General features: G+C 62.2%; 12 protein-coding genes. 4 read left to right on the forward strand and 8 right to left on the reverse strand.

The genetic code is table 11. The features are described 5' to 3' along the window. Positions 1–39: 39 nt before the first annotated feature. The 4 genes from GGR20_RS09655 (at position 40) to GGR20_RS09670 (ending at position 4,218) form a co-directional block, all read left to right on the forward strand. Positions 40–786, forward strand: a complete 747-nt coding sequence (locus GGR20_RS09655; RefSeq protein ID WP_183311041.1) for a sulfite exporter TauE/SafE family protein — start codon at positions 40–42, stop codon at positions 784–786. Positions 787–914: 128 nt separating this feature from the next. Next, positions 915–2,066, forward strand: coding sequence for a Gfo/Idh/MocA family protein (locus tag GGR20_RS09660; RefSeq protein ID WP_183311042.1), 1,152 nt, complete (start codon positions 915–917; stop codon positions 2,064–2,066). 158 nt (positions 2,067–2,224) lie between these two features. Next, complete coding sequence (locus GGR20_RS09665; protein ID WP_183311043.1) at positions 2,225–3,394, forward strand: dihydrodipicolinate synthase family protein; 1,170 nt, start codon at positions 2,225–2,227, stop codon at positions 3,392–3,394. Next, positions 3,391–4,218, forward strand: a complete 828-nt coding sequence (locus tag GGR20_RS09670; RefSeq protein WP_183311044.1) for a sugar phosphate isomerase/epimerase family protein — start codon at positions 3,391–3,393, stop codon at positions 4,216–4,218. The genes GGR20_RS09665 and GGR20_RS09670 overlap by 4 nt, the downstream gene beginning before the upstream one ends. Positions 4,219–4,280: 62 nt before the next feature. Here GGR20_RS09670 and GGR20_RS09675 read toward each other — a convergent pair whose 3' ends face one another. The 8 genes from GGR20_RS09675 to mutS all read right to left on the reverse strand — a co-directional run bounded on the left by GGR20_RS09675 (position 4,281) and on the right by mutS (position 15,486). Further along, entirely contained in the window at positions 4,281–4,661 is a 381-nt protein-coding gene (locus GGR20_RS09675; RefSeq protein ID WP_183311045.1) for a DUF2147 domain-containing protein, read from the reverse strand. 119 nt (positions 4,662–4,780) lie between these two features. Next, a complete protein-coding gene (locus tag GGR20_RS09680) occupies positions 4,781–5,974 on the reverse strand; it encodes a class I SAM-dependent RNA methyltransferase (RefSeq protein WP_183311046.1) in 1,194 nt (397 codons plus the stop codon). Between the two features lie 83 nt (positions 5,975–6,057). Further along, positions 6,058–6,624, reverse strand: a complete 567-nt coding sequence (locus GGR20_RS09685; RefSeq protein ID WP_183311047.1) for a NifU family protein — start codon at positions 6,622–6,624, stop codon at positions 6,058–6,060. 246 nt (positions 6,625–6,870) lie between these two features. Further along, a complete protein-coding gene (locus GGR20_RS09690; RefSeq protein WP_183311048.1) occupies positions 6,871–7,344 on the reverse strand; it encodes a universal stress protein in 474 nt (157 codons plus the stop codon). Between the two features lie 15 nt (positions 7,345–7,359). Beyond that, positions 7,360–8,394 carry a tryptophan--tRNA ligase gene (trpS, locus tag GGR20_RS09695; protein ID WP_253560160.1) on the reverse strand — a complete coding sequence of 345 codons (1,035 nt, stop codon included), beginning with the start codon at positions 8,392–8,394 and terminating at the stop codon, positions 7,360–7,362. A 65-nt stretch (positions 8,395–8,459) separates the two neighbouring features. Next, the gene (gene murJ, locus GGR20_RS09700) at positions 8,460–10,022 is read right to left on the reverse strand and encodes a murein biosynthesis integral membrane protein MurJ (RefSeq protein WP_183311050.1); all 1,563 of its coding nucleotides are present in this window, start codon (positions 10,020–10,022) and stop codon (positions 8,460–8,462) included. Positions 10,023–10,037: 15 nt separating this feature from the next. Continuing rightward, positions 10,038–12,848: a [protein-PII] uridylyltransferase gene (locus tag GGR20_RS09705; protein WP_183311051.1), complete on the reverse strand. Its 2,811-nt coding sequence runs from the start codon at positions 12,846–12,848 to the stop codon at positions 10,038–10,040. Continuing rightward, complete coding sequence (mutS, locus tag GGR20_RS09710) at positions 12,829–15,486, reverse strand: DNA mismatch repair protein MutS (protein ID WP_246349521.1); 2,658 nt, start codon at positions 15,484–15,486, stop codon at positions 12,829–12,831. Before mutS ends, GGR20_RS09705 begins: the two co-directional genes overlap by 20 nt. Positions 15,487–15,530: the final 44 nt, after the last annotated feature.

A 15,530-nucleotide genomic window follows, 5' to 3' on the forward strand; every position in this document is an offset into this window, starting at 1 on the left:
GGTTGAGTTGAACCGGATCGTTAGACCGGGGCTAAGGGCATGGAATTCGATCTTGCAGGGCTGGCAATAATGGCGCTGGCCCTCAGCGCCGGTGCCATCGTCAAAGGCGCTACGGGAATGGGCCTGCCGCTGGTGGCGCTGCCGGTGCTGACCACATTTTTCGGATTGCAGCACGCGGTTGGCCTGATGTGCGTGCCACTGATCTTCACCAATGCGTGGCAAGTCTGGCGTTTTCGCACCTCTGCGCGGGATGACCGCATGGTCTTCCTGCCGCTGTTTCTGGTGGGCGGGGCGATAGGCATCGCATTGGGGACCTGGGCGCTCACCAGCCTGCCGGAGCGAACGCTGGTGATGACATTGGGCATCATTTTGTTGTGCTACGTCGCGCTCAAGCTGGCGGCACCCCATTTCGTGGTCGGTCCGCTGCTGGCGCGGCGGGCCGGACCGCTGTTCGGCATAGGGGGCGGCGTCCTGCAGGGCGCGACAGGAATTTCGGCGCCTATCACGGTCACATTCATTCACGCCATGGCTATGGATCGGGAGGCTCATGTGTTTGCCGTATCTACCATGTTCCTGCTCTATTCAGTGGTGCATCTGCCGGCACTGGCCGTGGCCGGCGTGATGCAGGGGCAGTGGCTGATCGAGGGGGTCATGGCGCTTGTGCCCATTCTGATTTTCATGCCGCTTGGCCAGGCCATTGCCAGCAGGCTCAGCCGCAAGGCCTTTGACCGCATGATCCTGATTTTCCTCGGCCTGATCGGGCTCAAAATGGTGCTGGGCCTTTAGGGGCCGCCCCATGGGAGAACGACATTCCACCACAAGCGCGCATTGTTGTGCTTGACGCGCCATAGCGGCCTCATATAGGTAAGTAACTAATCAGTTACACCGAATGCTGCGGCTTGGGAGAAAAATAAATGGCAGAGCAACGGCTTGGCATTATCATGCATGGCGTCACCGGGCGCATGGGCTACAACCAGCATCTGGTGCGCTCGATCCTGGCGATCCGCGATCAGGGCGGCATCATGCTGAAAAATGGCGACCGGCTGGTGGTCGACCCGATCATCGTGGGCCGCAATGCCGACAAGATGCAGGCTCTCGCCAAGAAGCATAATATCGCCCGGTGGAGCGACGATCTCGAGGCGGCACTGGCCAATCCTGACGACGCGATCTTTTTCGACGCCGGCACCACCCTGATGCGCGCCGGGCTGCTGGAAAAGGCATTGGCCGCCGGCAAGCATGTCTATTGCGAGAAGCCGACCTCGGACGATCTGGACGTGGCGGTGAACCTGGCCAAGACGGCCCGCGCCTCCGGCCTGAAACATGGCGTGGTGCAGGACAAGCTGTTCCTGCCGGGTCTGATGAAGATCAAGATGCTCAAGGATAGCGGCTTTTTCGGCGATATCCTGTCGGTGCGCGGCGAGTTTGGCTATTGGGTATTTGAAGGCGACTGGCAGAAGTCGCAGCGCCCGAGCTGGAACTATCGCAAGAACGATGGCGGCGGCATCATTCTCGATATGCTGTGCCACTGGCGCTATGTGCTCGACAATCTGTTCGGCGAAGTGCAGGCGGTTTCGTGCCTGGGCGCCACCCATATTCCGCAGCGCGTGGACGAGCAGGGGAACACCTTCAACTGTGACACCGATGATGCGGCCTATGCCACGTTTGAACTTGAAGGCGGGGTGATTGCCCAGATCAATTCGAGCTGGACGACCCGCGTGCGCCGCGACGATCTGGTCACCTTCCATGTCGATGGCACGCATGGCTCGGCCGTGGCGGGCCTGCACAAGTGCTGGACCCAGCATCGCGTCAACACCCCCAAGCCGGTGTGGAACCCCGACCAGCCGCAGACCATGAACTTCTTCAACGACTGGGAAGAGGTTCCAGACAACTGGCCGGCGGACAATGGTTTCAAGGTGCAGTGGGAAATGTTCCTGCGCCATGTTGCTGAAGATGCCCCATGGGAATATGGCCTCGAGGCCGGTGCCAAGGGTGTACAGCTGGCCGAACTGGGGCTCAAGAGTTGGGACGAGCGCCGCTGGCTCGATGTGCCGAAGTTGCAGTTCTGAGGTTCGGAACTTCACCCAATCACGGTGTCACCCCGGCCTTGAGCCGGGGCCCATCCTGAGACGTGTCCGCGCTCGCTCCACGTTGGCTGATCTCAAGATGGATCCCGGCTCAAGGCCGGGATGACAACCGAGTTCTTTGAGACTTCAAGGACACGACGATGACAACCATCAATCTGCCCAATCCCGATCGGACCATCAGCGCCTACACCCTGAGCGGCGATCCCATCCCGTTCGTCAAGTTCAAGGCGACGGATTTTCCGCGCGTTGCCTATTCGGCAGCCCATGTCGTGGCTGATCCCCTGGCCAGCAATGATCCCTGGCTGACCCCGGCCATTGACTGGGAAACGACGCTCAAATTCCGCCACCGCATGTGGGATCTGGGTCTCGGCGTGGCCGAGGCGATGGACACCGCACAACGCGGCATGGGACTGACCTGGACCGAAGCACAGGAGCTGATCCGGCGCTCGCAGGCCGAAGCCAAGACCCGCGATGACAGCCTGATCGCCTATGGCGCGGGTACCGACCATCTAACCCCAGGCCCCGATGTCAGCATCGACGACATCATCAAGGCCTATGACGAGCAGGTGGGGTTTGTCGAAGCGCAGGGCGGTCGCGTCATCCTGATGGCGAGCCGCGCGCTGGCTGCCGCCGCCAAATCACCGGACGACTATGCCCGGGTTTATGGCCACGTGCTCAGCCAGGTGAAGCAGCCGGTGATCATGCATTGGCTGGGCGAAATGTTCGACCCGGCCTTGCAGGGCTATTGGGGCGATGCCGACCACGACAAGGCCATGGATGTCTGTCTCGACGTTATTGCCGCCAATGCAGACAAGGTTGACGGCATCAAGATCTCGTTGCTCTCGGCGGAAAAAGAGATTGCCATGCGCCGCCGCCTGCCGGCATCGGTCAAGATGTATACCGGCGACGATTTCAATTATGCCGAGTTGATCGCCGGTGATGATCAGGGCTATTCGCACGCGCTATTGGGCATTTTCGACGCCATCGCTCCGGCTGCCTCGGCGGGCCTGGCGGCGCTGGGGCGCGGTAATACCAATGAGTTCTTCGATATCCTCGAACCCACCGTGCCGCTCAGCCGCCATATCTTCGCGGCGCCTACCCGCTTCTACAAGACCGGCGTGGTATTCCTGGCCTATCTCAATGGCTTGCAGGACCATTTCGCCATGATTGGCGGCCAGCAATCGACCCGCTCGCTGCAGCATCTGAGCGAACTGTTCCGTCTGGCCGACAAGGCGCGGGTTCTCGCCGATCCTGACCTCGCCACAGCCCGCATGAAGCAGGTTCTCGCCGTTTATGGAGTTTCCGCATGAGCGCCGATACCGTCATTTCGCTGAACCTGGCGACCACTCGCCCGCAATGGGGGTTCGCCGAGGCCGTCGAGGGGTGCCTGAAGGCCGGTATCACCGCGATTTCGCCCTGGCGCGACCAGATCGAGGCCATTGGGCTTGATGAGGCCGCGCGCATCGTCAAGGAGAACAAGATCCGCGTGACTGGCGTGTGCCGTGGTGGCATGTTCCCCGGCGTCGATGCGGCCGACCGGCAAAAACGTATCGACGACAATCTGCGCGCCATCGATGAGGCAGCCGCGCTCAATGCTGACTGCCTGGTATTGGTGGTCGGGGGCTTGCCCGGATCGTCAAAAGATCTGCCCGGGGCCCGTGAACAGGTGACGGACGGCATTGCCGCCATGCTGCCGCATGCCAATGCCAGCGGGGTCAAGATCGCCATCGAGCCATTGCACCCGATGTATGCAGCCGACCGCGCCTGCGTGAACACCACCGACCAGGCACTCGATATCTGCGAAAAGCTGGGCGAGACGGTGGGCGTTGCGCTTGATGTCTATCACATCTGGTGGGACCCCAACCTTGCCAACGCCATTGCCCGCGCGGGCCGCATGAAGCGCATTTTTGCCCATCACATCTGCGACTGGCTGGTGCCCACCAAGGACATGCTGCTGGACCGCGGCATGATGGGTGACGGCGTCATCGATTTGAAGGCCATCCGCAAGATGATCGAGGATGCCGGCTTCCATGGTCCGCAGGAGGTCGAAATCTTCAGCCAGGATAATTGGTGGAAGCGCCCCGGTGATGAAGTGCTGCAAGTGATCAAGGAGCGCGTCGCAACGGTATGCTGAAGCGCCTCTGACAAGAAAAAAGCCCCGGATCAACGTCCGGGGCTTTTCAATTTGCCTGTCCCTTATGACACGCGCTGATACTCGATGCTCGAGCACAGCAGCTGACAGCCGGTCAGCTTGATGGTGTCAGGGCCGGTCAGTTCGACAATAGCCTTGGCATTGCCGCCATTGAGCGCAATCTGGCCCTCCCAGGTGCCGGGCGCAGTCTGCTCTGCCTTGACGACCTGTTTGTCGACAAAGGCCAGGTTTTCCTCGGTACGGCTATCGCCCTGGATGTCGTTGAGCGTCCCGCAAAGCTGGGTGCCGTCACCACACAGCTCGAAGGTAAAGGTGGTGCCCCAGCGATCCTTCCAGACCCCACCGGGATCGGCCGCGGACTGAGCGAAAGCGGGCATAGCGAGAGCGGCCGCGACACTGGTCGCGGCAAGAATAGTTTTCAGCATTTTACAATGCTCCATCAAATTGTCGCGCCCGGCCAGGGAGGTGGCCTGCGCGCTCTGTTGCAGTTTTAATGAGCCCTTGGGTAGGCCAACGCCGGACCACGCACATTGTTGCGTAAATGTTACCGGCGGAAGGTCGCAGCCAGTTCGATGTGAACGGACCAGGCGAACTGATCCACCGCTATTAGATCGCTCAACATGAACCCGGCCTGAACAAGGATGGCGGCGTCCCGCGCGAAGCTTTTGGGGTCGCAGGCGACCATCACCACATGCCGCGCCTTGGACGCAGCGATCTCCTTGACCTGAGCCTGGGCCCCGGCTCTCGGTGGATCGAGCACTATGGCGTCGAAATTGAGTTCAAAGCGGGTGAGCGGATCGCGGAACAGGTCGCGTGGCTTGGCGGTGACGGCCTTGAGGCCCCTGGTATGGCGTACCGCCTTGTAGAGCGCAACAATGCCGGCCCGGTCGCTGTCGGCCGCAAAAACCGGGGCAGTTTCAGCCAGCCGCAGAGCGAAGGGGCCAATGCCACAAAACAGATCGGCAATGGATTTGGGCTTGCCTACGGCCGCCTGCACATAGTCTGCCAGAACCTGTTCGGCTTCGGCTGTAGCCTGCAGGAAGCTGCCAATGGGCAGGTCGACTTCCGAGCGCCCCATGGTCACCGTCGGCTGCTGCCGCAACAGCACCATTTCCCGGTCCAGAGACAGCCGCGCCAGGCCGAGCTCATTGCCCAGCGGCACCAGCTTTTCGACGCGTACGCCCTTGGCTGCCTTGCGGATGCCGACATCGATGCCAGCATTGGTGGCCGTGACGCTGATATCGCATTCGCCGATAGCCGCGCCCAGCGCCCGGGCAATGTCTGGCGCGCGCTTGAGCGCCGGCACCAGGATGGGGCAGGCATCAAGATCGAGCAGGTTATGGCTGCGCAATTGCATATAGCCGGCACTGTCCTTGCGGGCATGCAGCGTGGCGCGACGGCGCCCCGCACCATGGGCCGTGATAAAGCGTTCGACTTTGTTGGCAAGCCCGACCTGACGCAGCGCTGTTTCGATCAGCTCGGTCTTGAAGGCCGCATAGCTCTGCGCGTCCATGTGCTGGAGCTGGCAGCCCCCGCAAGTGCCAAAATGCGGACAGAACGGCTCAATGCGGTTTGGCGCAGGAATCAGCGTCTCGACCAGCGCGCCGCGATTGCCATCCATCGTGAGTGCCACCTGCTCGCCGGGCAAGGCGAAGGGCACGAAGACGCGCTGCCCGTCAATGATGGCTACGCCTTCGCCCTTATGGCCGAGCGATTCGATGGTGGTCGTATGGGTCATGCGCGATCCTGACAGACAGAAGCCCGATCATTCCTGATCGGGCTCCGGCTTGCTGCGTAACTATTGGCGGCCTAGGGCCGGTCTCAAACTTGCTGGACGCCCTCGACACCCGGCACGAAGTGGCGGAGGAGATTCTCGATGCCATTCTTGAGCGTTGCAGTGGAAGACGGGCAGCCCGAGCAGGCGCCCTGCATGTGCAGGAACACTGTGCCCTCCTTGAAACCCTTGAAGATGATGTCGCCGCCATCCATGGCCACCGCGGGACGCACGCGGGTGGCCAGCAACTCCTTGATGACTTCGACCATCTCCTTGTCTTCTTCCTCGAAGAACTCCTCAACCTCGTCGAAATCAACCGGCGCAGTGCTGCCCTCGGTAATGACCGGCTTGCCAGAGAGGAAGTGGTCCATGATGACGCCGAGAATGGCCGGCTTGATATGGGCCCAATTGGTGTCGTCCTTGGTGACCGAAATGAAATCGGACCCCAAGAACACGCCGTTCACGCCCGAAATGGCGAACAGGCCGGTGGCCAGCGGCGAGGCGGCGGCAGCTTCAGGCGAACGGAAGTCCCGCGGCTCGCCAACCAGCACTTCGCGGCCCGGCAGGAACTTCAGGGTCGCCGGATTGGGCGTGGCTTCGGTCTGGATAAACATGGCGGCTCCCCGCTGAGCGGTGCAATTAGAATGTTTCTAAAATAGACCTTTGGGGGCGGGATGCAAGGGCAAATGCATGGCAGGAGGCGCATGGCAGCCAGGCCGGGGACCAACCGTCGCGATACCGCGCTCTACCTTTCCAGCATAACTTTCGTGGTCTGCTTCGAAACTAAGCCAATCGAGCGTAGCTTTTCTGGCCTGCTTCGCTAAAATCTCCCCACCGGGGAGATTTTCCCTGCGGGACGCTCAGCAGATCGCGATGACTTCGTCGTCGCTCATGCGGCCCGGCACGATGGTTAGCGGGATGGGCAGGACATTGGCGCGGGCGGCAAAATGGGTCACCAGCGGCCCCGGCCCATCGGGGGATTTGGAGGCGGCCAGTACCAGGATGGCGATGCCGTGATCCTTGTCGATGACGCGCTCGATCTGTTCGGGGCCGCTGCCCTCGCGGATCACCGATTCGGCACGTACGTCTCCGATTTCCTTGATGCGGGCCATGCGCCGGTCGAGATTGCGTTCGGCCTCTTCGACGGCCTCGGCGCGCAGCACGTCCTCCACGCCCAGTCCGATGAATTCAGGCTTGGGCACGACCGTCATCAGCACCACGGTGCCCCCGGTGCGTTTGACGCGCCAGGCGGCGAACGTCACGGCCCGATCGCATTCTTCGGTTTCATCGATAACGACGAGAAACTTGCGCTTGTATTCGACCTGCGAAACCATTGGCGCTCCTGAGTTCTAGCGAACAAAGCCGACAATATTGCGCACCTCGGCCATGATTGGCTGGGCAATGGCGCGGGCGCGGTCAGCCCCGTCACGCAATATCTTGTCCATCTCGCCGCGATCGGCAACCAGACGTTTCATTTCCTCGGCGATGGGCGAGAGCTTGGATACGGCAAGCTCCGCCAGCGCAGGTTTGAACACCCCCCAGCCCTGGCCGCCGAATTCACCCAGCACCTCGTCCACGCTCTGGTTGGAAAGGGCGGCATAGATGCCCACCAGATTTTCCGCCTCAAGGCGTCCGGACAGGCCCGCAGCTTCGCTCGGCAGCGCGTCGGCATCGGTGGTGGCGCGCTTGATTTTCTTGGCGATCAGATCGGCGCCATCCATCATGTAGATGGTCGAGAGATCGGAAGCGTCGGACTTGCTCATCTTCTTGGAGCCGTCCTTGAGCGATTTGACGCGCATGGCCGGTCCGGTCGCCAGGGTCTCGGTGATCGGGAAGAAATCGCCCTTCACGCCTTGCGCCTTGATCTGCTTTTTGAAGTCGTGGTTGAACTTCTTGGCGATGTCGCGCGTCAGTTCGAGATGCTGCTTCTGGTCCTCGCCGACCGGTACGCCGGTGGCCTTGTAGAGCAGGATGTCGGCCGCCATCAACGAGGGATAGGCGAACAGGCCCAGTGACACAGCCTCGCTGTTCTCGCCTGCCTTGTCCTTGAACTGGGTCATGCGCGACATCCAGCCCATGCGCGCCACGCAGTTGAAGATCCAGCTCAACTCAGCATGTTCAACCACCTGGCTCTGGTTGAAAATGATGGAACGGCTCGGGTCGACACCAGCGGCGATATAGGCGGCGGCGATTTCATAGGTCCAGCGTTTCAGGTCTGCGGGGTCCTGCCAGACCGTGATGGCGTGCATGTCGACCACGCAATAGATGGTCTCATGCGTGTCCTGGAGCGGCACGAAGCGGCGGATGGCGCCGAGATAATTGCCAAGATGCAGGTCACCCGAGGGTTTGATACCGGAAAAGACGCGGGGGCTGAACGTCATGATGCCCTTCGATAACAGAAACGAAATCAGGCGCCCGTTCTATACGGGCAAGACGAAGAATGGAACCGTCAGGCGCGGCGGCGCAGTCGACGGAGCAAAAGTCGCAGATCTTGCGTGCCGCTGACATGGACGAGGGTGAAATAGACCGCGACGCCGAAGGCGATCAGCGCCGCGAGGACACCAGCCTGACGCCAGAGCGGGACACCGCTGGCCAGATGGGCGGTGCCCTCGGTCGCCAAGAGCCAGAGGGCCGTGCCCATGATCAGGCTGATCACGAGGATAGCCAATTGCGCCCGCCATTGCGGCCAGGTCAGGCGGAAATGGCCCCGCACGGCCAGTGTGGCCACAAGCAGCAGCACGTTGAGCCAGGAGGAAGCGGCGGTGGCGATGGCGATGCCGACATGGAGCAGGCTGGGAAACAGAGTGAGCGAGATGGCGATATTGGCGATCACGCTGATCCCGGCAAAAATGGTAGGGGTCAGCGTGTCCTCGCGAGCAAAGAAGCCCGGCTGCAAAACGCGGATCAAGACATAGGCGGGCAGGCCCGTGGCAAAGGCAATCAGGGCTTCAGCGGTCTGGGTGGTGGCGAGGGCATCGAACGCGCCGCGCTCGAACAAGACCCGCACGATCGGCTCGGCCAGCGCCACCAGCGCTACCGCTGCGGGCATGGTGAGTAGCATGGAAACGAAGAGCGCCTGATCCTGGCTCTGCCGCGCCTCAAGCGCCCGCCCCCCTTTGAGATGGCGACTCAACTCGGGGAGCAGCACCGTGCCGATGGCGATGCCGATAATGCCCAGCGGGAGCTGATAGAGCCGGTCGGCATAGGAAAGGACGGAAATGGCGTTGTCGGCGCCCGAGGCGATGATGGTGCCCACGAATATATTGATCTGGGTGATGCCGCCGGCCAGGATCGCCGGTACTGCCAGCACCCAGAAGCGACGCACCTCCGGGTCCAGCCGCGGCATGCGAAAAGCCGGGCGGAAGCCGGCCCGTTCGATCGCCACCCAGACCAGCACCAATTGCGCCACTCCGCCGGTCATAGTGGCGATGGCAACCCAGATGGTGGCCTTGGCCGGCGTCTGCACGAACCAGATGGCCAGGGGGATGAGCGCTGCAATGGTGACCAGGTTGAGCAGTACCGGCGCAAAAGCGGCGGCAAAGAATCGCCCCAGCGTGTTGAGAATGGCACCGTAGGCAGCCATCAGTGACATGCAGGCGAGATAGGGGAACATGATCCGTGTCAGCAGCACGGTCAGCTCGAATTTTTCGGGGTCATCGACAAAGCCGGGCACGAAGGCGGCCATGACCTGCGGCATGAAAATTTCGGCCAGCAGGGTGACGATGAATAGCATCACCACCAGCCAGCTCATGATGCGTGCGGCGAGCAGTTTTGCGCCCTCTTGACCCTCACGCTCCAGCGCACCGGAGAACATGGGCACAAAGGCGGTATTGAAAGCGCCCTCGGCAAAAAGCCGCCGGAACAGATTGGGGAAGCGGAAGGCGGCGAAAAACGCGTCGGCCGCCGGGCCGGTGCCCAGCACCGCGGCCATCAAGGCGTCACGGGCAAAACCGGCAATTCGGCTGAGCAGGGTAAGCGAACCGACCGAGACAAAATTGCGGAACAGGGTCATGGGCCCGTGTGCGCCTCACCCATTGACCACCTTCTTTTCCGGTGCCTTGTCCTCGCTGGGACGCTTGAACACGTTCATCAGCACGCCGTGGATCTTTTTCTGGCGGGATTTGACGTGGATTTTCTGGCCTGTGAGATCGGTGACATAGAAGACGTCGACGGCCTTTTCGCCATATGTGCCGATATGGGCCGAGCCGATGGTGAGGTTGAGATCGCTTATCTCGCGGGTGAGGGCGTAGAGAAGACCAATGCGGTCGAGGCCCGAGACCTCGATGACGGTGAACTTTTCCGAAATGGCGTTGCTGACCGACACTTCGGCGGGCAGGCTGAAGGGTCGCAAGCGCTTGTTGTGGCGCGATTCCTTACCCAGATCGATCAGCACCTGGCGCTTGCCCTGCAGAAGCTGCTTGACCGTATCGATGATGCGCGTGGCGCGGACCTTTTCGTCTTCGTCGGAGGTGAAGGAGCGCTTGAGCCGGAAGGTGTCGATGGCGCGACCATCGCGGGTGGAGAAAATCTGCGCGCCGATGATGGAGGCATCCTGCATGGTGCAGGCGCCGGCGATCAACGAAAGCAGGCGCGGGTGATCGGGCGTATAAAAGCTGACCTCGGTAATGCCTTCGAACGCCTTGACCCGGATCGAGCCGGCAAAGGGCTGGTCGGTGCCGTCGGCATTGCGGATCATCCTGGCGTGTTCGAGCTGTAATTCCGGCTCGGCACGCAGCCAGTAATGGTCGTAATGGCGGGCCGTATAAGCCTCGATTTCGGCGGGCACCCAGCCCGAAAGAGCCTCGGTCAAGGCCGAGCGGGCCTGATTGACCCGGTCGGACTGGCTGACCTGGCTATGCCCGCCCGAGAGCAGGGGTTCGGTGGCAAAATAGAGCGCACGCAGCAGCGACCCCTTCCAGCCGGTCCAGGTGCCCGGACCCACGGCACGAATATCGCAGGCGGTCAGGATCATCAGCAGGGCCAGGCGCTGGGGCGATTGCACCACATCGGCAAAGGCCTTGGCGGTTTCGGGGTCCTGGATATCGCGGGCCTGGGCAATCTCGCTCATCAGCAAGTGATATTCGATCAGCCAGCACACCGTGTCGGTTTCGGCGGCATTGAGGCCAAAGCGGGGACAGAGTTTCCTGGCAATCTTCGCCCCGGCGATGGAGTGGTCCTCGGGACGACCCTTGGCGATATCGTGCAGGAACAGCGCCACATAGAGCAGGCGCGTGTCGTTGAGCTGAGGCAGGAGTTCATGGGTCAAAGGCAGTTCGTCGCGCAGGCCGCCGCTGGCGATCTTGGCCATGACGCCGACCGAGCGGATCAGGTGCTCGTCCACCGTATAATGGTGATACATGTTGAACTGCATCAGCGCGACGATCTTGCCAAAATCGGGCACGAACTTGCCGAGCACGCCGCTCTCGTTCATCTGGCGCAGGATGCGCTCGACATAGTTGGCGCTGGTCAGAATGGTCAGAAAATGCGCATTGGCCCTCGGGTCGGCGCGCAGGGACTTGTCGATCAGCCGCAGGCTGTTGCGGATATGCATGATGGCGTCGGGGTGGAACAGCAATTCCTCGCGGCCAGCCACCATGAAGGCGCGGATGAGATTGACCGGGTCCTTCTCGAAAACGTCCGGCCCGGCAATATTGAGGCGCCCGGTATCGACGATGAAGGCGGTTTCGCCCTTGATTTTCGACTTGCCGGAGCGGAACGGCGCCAGGACGCGCCCCACCAGATCCAGATCCTTGGCGTGGTGAAATTCGAGACCGGCGCAAATGATGCGGGTCAGGTCTCCGACATCTTTGGCAACCAGGAAATAACGCTTCATGAAGCGCTCGACGCCCAGCATGCCCAGGCGCTGCGCATAGCCCATGCGCTGGGCCAATTCGGGCTGCATGTCGAAGCTGAGCTTTTCATCGGCCCGGCCGGTGACGAAATGCAGATGGCAGCGCACCGCCCAGAGGAAATCCTCAGCCCGGTTGAACAAGCGATATTCAGCAGCTGAAAGGACGCCCTTGCCGACCAGCTCATGGCTGGTCTTGACCTGATAAAAATATTTTCCGATCCAGAACAGCGTATTGAGGTCGCGCAGGCCCCCTTTGCCGTCCTTGATATTGGGCTCGACCACATAGCGGGTATTGCCCATCTGCTTGTGGCGCTCGTCCCGCTCGGCCATTTTGGCGGCGATGAATTCCGGGCCCGTCCTGGGCATGATCTCGGTTTCAAAGCGGTGGGTGAGCTGATCGTAGAGCCCCTTGTCCCCGGTCAGGAAACGGGCTTCCAAGGTGGCCGTGCGCACGGTCATGTCGGCGCGGGCCATGCGGATGCATTCATCCACCGAGCGGACGGCGTGGCCGACCTTCTGCCCCAGATCCCAGAGCATGTAGAGGATATATTCGGTGACCTGTTCGCCCCAGGGAGTTTGCTTATAGGGCAGAATAAAGAGCAGATCGATGTCCGAACCGGGGGCCAGAGTGCCGCGGCCATAGCCGCCGACAGCGGAGAGCGCGATAGCTTCGGCGCCGGACGGGTTGTCGACCGGATAAACCCGCGTGGTGGCAAAGCGGTGCACGGCGATGATGATTTCGTCCTGGGCGGCACACAGGTTCTGGGCGCAGCGCGTGCCCTTGTTGTTGGCCAGCAGTTCAACCTCAGCGCTGTGGCGCGCATCGGCCAGGGTCTGCCGGATATGGGCCAGGATCGCCATGCGGGCCTTGGGTGAGCGGGCCGGTTCGTCGCCCAACAGCGCATCGAACTCGGCCACCAGCGTATTGGCGGTTTTCAGCGCGAACTGTGCCTTTTTGGGTCTGGCCTCAGCTTCGGCTAGCGTCATCGCGGAGTTTCTTCAATTGATAGAGCGCATCAATGGCCTGGCGCGGTGTCATTTCGTCGGGGCGGACGGCATCGAGCGCTTCGTGAACGGGATCCTTGCCCTTTGGAGCCGGGGGCGGCTGATGGGCAAAGAGCGGCAAATCGTCTAGCACGCTGGCTTTCTGGCTGGAAGAGGCGGTGCCGGCCGAGCGTTGTTCGAGCACGTCGAGCACCTGTCTGGCGCGCGCTATGACCGGTGCCGGCAGACCGGCCAGGCGCGCCACCTGGATGCCATAGGAGCGGTCGGCGGCGCCGGGACCGACTTCGTGCAGAAACACCACTTCGCCCTCCCATTCGCGCACCTTCATGGTGACGTTGGCGACGCGGGAGAGGGTTTTTGCCAGGGAAGTCAATTCGTGGAAATGGGTCGCGAACAACGCCCGGCACCCGGTTGTTTCGTGCAGCGCCTCGACCGCCGCCCAGGCGATAGACAGCCCGTCGAAGGTGGCAGTGCCGCGGCCAATCTCGTCCAGCACCACCAGGCTCTTGCGGGTGGCGCGATTGAGGATGGCGGCGGTTTCGACCATTTCGACCATGAAGGTGGAGCGGCCATGGGCGATGTCGTCGGAGGCGCCGACACGCGAGAACAGTCGATCGACGACACCAATATGGGCGCTGTCGGCCGGCACATAGCAGCCCATCTGCGCCAGCACGGCGATCAATGCGTTCTGTCGCAGGAAGGTCGATTTACCACCCATATTGGGGCCGGTGACCAGCCAGAGCGACCCGCCACCGGTTTCTTCGCTACCAGAGAGATCGGCATCATTGGCGACAAAACTCTGGCCTTCCGATTTCACCATCAATTCCACCACCGGATGGCGCCCGCCAGAGATGGCAAAAGCAAGGCTGTCGTCGACAATCGGCCGACAATAACCCCGGGTGGCAGACACTTCTGCGAGAGCGGCGGTGACGTCCAGTTCGGCCAGCGCGTCGGCGAGACCCTGCAACTGGCTGGTTGCGGCCAGCGTCTCATCACGCAGGCGGGTGAAGATGGCCTGTTCGATTTGCAACGCTGCGCCCTGGGCCTGGGCAATCCGGCCTTCAAGGTCGGCCAGTTCGGTGGTGGTAAAGCGCATGGCGTTGGCCAGCGTCTGGCGATGGATGAAAGTTTCGCGGTGCGGGGTTTCGAGCAGCTTCTGACCGTGGGCGGCGGGCACTTCGACGAAATAGCCCAGCACGCCATTGTGCTTGATCTTTAACGATCGCACATCGGTCTCGTCCATCAGCCGGGCCTGCAGCGCCGCCACCACGGCGCGGGTCTCGCGGCCCAGCGCGCGTTCCTCGTCGAGTCTTGGGTCATAGCCGGAGCGCACAAACCCGCCATCGCGGCTGAGAAGCGGCAAGTCATCGTCGAGCGCCGCCGCCAATTCACTGGCGAGGGTCTGTGGCGCGGTACCAAGGGTTTGTGCCAGACGGTCCAGAATGGCAGGCCGGTGGGGTTGCTTGCTCAGATGCTGCGCCAGTTCGAGAGCCGCTCCAACGGCCCTGCCAATGGCGGCCAGGTCGCGCGGGCCGCCGCGCTCCAGGGCCAGGCGCGAGAGGGCGCGGGCCAGATCTGGTGCGGATTTGAGATCCTGGCGCAGGTGGGCGCGCAGCAGCGTGTCTTCGACCAGACGGGTCACCGCTTCGAGACGCTGGTTGATTGCATCAGCGCGGCGCAAAGGGGCGGCGAGCCGGGTTGCCAGCAGCCGCGCGCCGGGCGCCGTCACTGTCAGGTCAATGGCCTGGCGCAGTGAGCCCTTGGCCTGGCCGCGCTGGGTGACCAGCAGCTCAAGGCTGGACCGTGTTGCCGCATCGATTGCCATGCTGGCCTGGGCCGCGTCGGTCAGCGGCGGCCGCAGCGGGGCGCTGCGGCCCTTCTGGCTTTCCCCGACATAGCCAACCAGCGCCCCGAGAGCCGCGCGGCCGGCGCGGCTAAGGGCGCTGGGATCGAAAGCATCAGAGGGGAAACAGCTACGCAAAAGCGGCATGGCCGCTTCGCTATCGGCCAGCTCGGGGGCGATGGTAGATGCAATCGCGCCCCAGGCCGGCGCGAACAGGTGTTTTTCGACCAGCGCTGCCCGGGTCGCATCGGTCAGCAGCAGTTCGGCCGGGGCAATGCGCGCCATCTCGTCGCCGAGCTGGTCGGCAGCCAGATCGGAGACGAATGTCTCGCCGGTGGAAATATCGGCCCAGGCCAGGGCGAAATCGGTTTCGCCATGGCGCACCATGGTCAGGGCTGCCAGATAATTGGCGGAGCGCGCGTCGAGATGGTCATCCTCGGTCAGCGTGCCGGGGGTCACCAGGCGTACGACATCGCGCCGCACCACGGATTTGGAACCGCGTTTCTTGGCCTCTGCCGGGTCTTCCATCTGTTCGCAGATGGCGACCCGATGGCCCAGCCGGATCAGCTTGTTGAGATAGTCATTGGCGGCGTGAATGGGCACGCCGCACATCTGGATATCCTCGCCCAGATGCTTGCCGCGCTTGGTCAGCACGATGCCCAGCGCAGCACTGGCGATTTCGGCGTCCTCGAAGAACAGCTCGTAGAAATCGCCCATGCGATAGAACAGCAGATAGCCGGGATTGACCGCCTTGATCTCGAAGAATTGCGCCATCATGGGCGTCAGTCCCGCAGGCGCGGGGCCGGGAGCGGCCTCGAAAG

The organism is Devosia subaequoris (assembly GCF_014197055.1).
Taxonomy (GTDB): Bacteria; Pseudomonadota; Alphaproteobacteria; order Rhizobiales; family Devosiaceae; genus Devosia; species Devosia subaequoris.

Coding starts and splice junctions, on each gene's coding strand:
- GGR20_RS09655 (WP_183311041.1), top strand. CDS start 40: ATGGAATTCGATCTTGCAGGGCTGGCAATAATGGCGCTGGCCCTCAGC.
- GGR20_RS09685 (WP_183311047.1), bottom strand. CDS start 6,624: ATGTTTATCCAGACCGAAGCCACGCCCAATCCGGCGACCCTGAAGTTC.
- murJ (WP_183311050.1), bottom strand. CDS start 10,022: ATGACCCTGTTCCGCAATTTTGTCTCGGTCGGTTCGCTTACCCTGCTC.
- GGR20_RS09675 (WP_183311045.1), bottom strand. CDS start 4,661: ATGCTGAAAACTATTCTTGCCGCGACCAGTGTCGCGGCCGCTCTCGCT.
- GGR20_RS09705 (WP_183311051.1), bottom strand. CDS start 12,848: ATGACGCTAGCCGAAGCTGAGGCCAGACCCAAAAAGGCACAGTTCGCG.
- GGR20_RS09680 (WP_183311046.1), bottom strand. CDS start 5,974: ATGACCCATACGACCACCATCGAATCGCTCGGCCATAAGGGCGAAGGC.
- GGR20_RS09690 (WP_183311048.1), bottom strand. CDS start 7,344: ATGGTTTCGCAGGTCGAATACAAGCGCAAGTTTCTCGTCGTTATCGAT.
- GGR20_RS09670 (WP_183311044.1), top strand. CDS start 3,391: ATGAGCGCCGATACCGTCATTTCGCTGAACCTGGCGACCACTCGCCCG.
- mutS (WP_246349521.1), bottom strand. CDS start 15,486: ATGATGGCGCAATTCTTCGAGATCAAGGCGGTCAATCCCGGCTATCTG.
- GGR20_RS09660 (WP_183311042.1), top strand. CDS start 915: ATGGCAGAGCAACGGCTTGGCATTATCATGCATGGCGTCACCGGGCGC.
- GGR20_RS09665 (WP_183311043.1), top strand. CDS start 2,225: ATGACAACCATCAATCTGCCCAATCCCGATCGGACCATCAGCGCCTAC.